1 tRNA gene and 1 rRNA gene are annotated in these 2,500 nt (G+C 52.3%); both read right to left on the reverse strand.

The annotated features are described in order from the left end of the window. Nucleotides 1–1,928: ribosomal RNA gene (locus ACR0EF_RS10170) — 23S ribosomal RNA — on the reverse strand; the annotation flags it as partial. Nucleotides 1,929–2,415: 487 nt separating this feature from the next. Continuing rightward, nucleotides 2,416–2,492: transfer RNA gene (locus ACR0EF_RS10175), tRNA-Ile, on the reverse strand. Nucleotides 2,493–2,500 lie beyond the last annotated feature (8 nt).

Below are 2,500 nucleotides of genomic sequence, written 5' to 3' on the forward strand. Positions count from 1 at the left end.
GGGAAGTCGTTACGCCATTCGTGCAGGTCGGAACTTACCCGACAAGGAATTTCGCTACCTTAGGACCGTTATAGTTACGGCCGCCGTTTACCTGGGCTTCAATTCAAGGCTCTCACCTCTCCTTTTAACCTTCAGGCACCGGGCAGGCGTCAGACCCTATACGTCGTCTTGCGACTTCGCAGAGCCCTGTGTTTTTAATAAACAGTCGCCACCCCCTGGTTTGTGCCCCCAGCCCCTAGTTGCCTAGGAACCGGGCCTCCTTCTCGCGAACTTACGGAGGTATTTTGCCGAGTTCCTTCAACATCGTTCTCTCAAGCGCCTTGGTATGCTCTACCAGTCCACCTGTGTCGGTTTAGGGTACGGTCTGATGGAGGGCTATTTCCAGGAACCACTCAGCAGCCCAATCAATCCGATAAGATTGAACTACACCTGTGATCCGTCACATCCTCCTGGCCTAGGAATATTAACCTAGTTCCCATCGCCTACGCCTTTCGGCCTCGGCTTAGGGGCCGGCTTACCCTGCTCAGATTAGCTTTAAGCAGGAACCCTTGGACTTTCGGCGAGAGTGTCTCTCACACTCTTTGTCGCTACTCATGTCATCATTCTCACTAGTGATCTCTCCACCGGATCCCTCACAGGCCGGCTTCATCGAAAGATCCTCGCCTCCAATATCCCCGAAGGGATCAAGGAGGCATGGATCTATGTCACACTACGCTCTGCTACCATGCCTTACGGCATCCTAAGCTTCGGCTCATGGCTTGAGCCCCGTTACATCTTCGCCGCAGGACAACTTGTTTAGACCAGTGAGCTGTTACGCTATCTTTAAAGGATGGCTGCTTCTAAGCCAACCTCCTGGTTGTTTTGGTCGTCCCACCTGCTTTCCCACTTAGCCATGAATTGGGGGCCTTAGCTGTAGGTCAGGGTTGTTTCCCTCTCCACTACGGACGTTAGCATCCGCAGTGTGTCTGCCATCTAGTACTCCCGGGTATTCGGAGTTTGGTTAGGATCAGTAAGCCTGTGGGGCCCCATTACCCATCCAGTGCTCTACCCCCCGGGGTATTCGGATGACGCTCTACCTAAATAGATTTCGCAGAGAACCAGCTATCTCCGAGTTTGATTGGCCTTTCACCCCTAGGCACAGCTCATCCCGATCCTTTTCAACGGATGTGGGTTCGGTCCTCCAGTGCGTGTTACCGCACCTTCAACCTGGCCATGCCTAGATCACTCGGTTTCGGGTCTGATCCCACGAACTCATACGCCCTATTAAGACTCGCTTTCGCTACGCCTACACCTAACGGCTTAAGCTTGCTCGTGAGACCAAGTCGATGACCCATTATACAAAAGGTACGCCGTCAGCTCGCTAGGAGCCTCCGACTGATTGTAGGCGTTCGGTTTCAGGTACTGTTTCACTCCCCTCGTCGGGGTGCTTTTCACCTTTCCCTCACGGTACTGGTTCGCTATCGGTCAGCAAGGAGTACTTAGCCTTCGAAGGTGGTCCTCCGATCTTCAGACAGAATTTCACGTGTTCCGCCCTACTTAATACGTCCGTCAAAGCTTCGAATACGGGGCTGTCACCCGCTATGGCCATGCTTCCCAACATGTTCTTCTCACTTATCCGGCTCGGCTGGTCCCCGTTCGCTCGCCGCTACTAGGGGAGTATCAATTGATTTCCTTTCCTCCGGGTACTTAGATGTTTCAGTTCCCCGGGTTTGCCCTTAAAACCCTATGTATTCAGGTCTTAAGTACCTGTTTAAACCCCATATTGAGTATCAAAGATAACAATATGAAGCTTTCAGGTGGGTTGCCCCATTCAGAGATCCATGGATCAAAGCTTATTCTCAGCTCCCCATGGCTTATCGCAGAGTATCACGTCTTTCATCGCCTCTTGCTGCCAAGGCATTCACCAAACGCCCTTCTCGCGCTTGATTTGATCCAGAAAGAGAAAGACTTGATATTGGCACTACCGCCTATTCGGCTACTTGAGTGCGTTTGACCGCACACAACCAAAGCTGCGCTAGTAATCAAATCAATCGCGACCGCCCAGCTGGTAACTAAAGGCGATCTTTCTTCTGAACCAAAAGCATACTTTCCCGCCTTCCATCCTGGAACCCGCGCTGCCGATGTCGGTCGGCCCCACGCAGAGGATAGAAGACATGCATGATCGTCAGATCATGCGGGTTAGTGTACTTGACTTGGACAACTCTGTTCGTTTCAGCCGCGATAGCCGTGGACAGGCGAGGAAACACCCGTGTCACAACCCGCTCACCCGAAGATGAGAACGACTGAGATCAACGCCACACTCGGCGCCAATCAAACAGTGTTGATTGATTTCTCTCTTAACGATGTCAAAGGATACGTCCAATCGGACGGCTGAACACTCAAACAAGTGCTCAACGATCTGATCGAAGCGAGGAATGGTGGGTCGAGGAGGACTTGAACCTCCGACCTCACGCTTATCAGGCGTGCGCTCTAACCACCTGAGCTACCGACCCATCTCTCA

The sequence above is a fragment of the Ruegeria sp. CG8 genome (genome assembly GCF_056537165.1).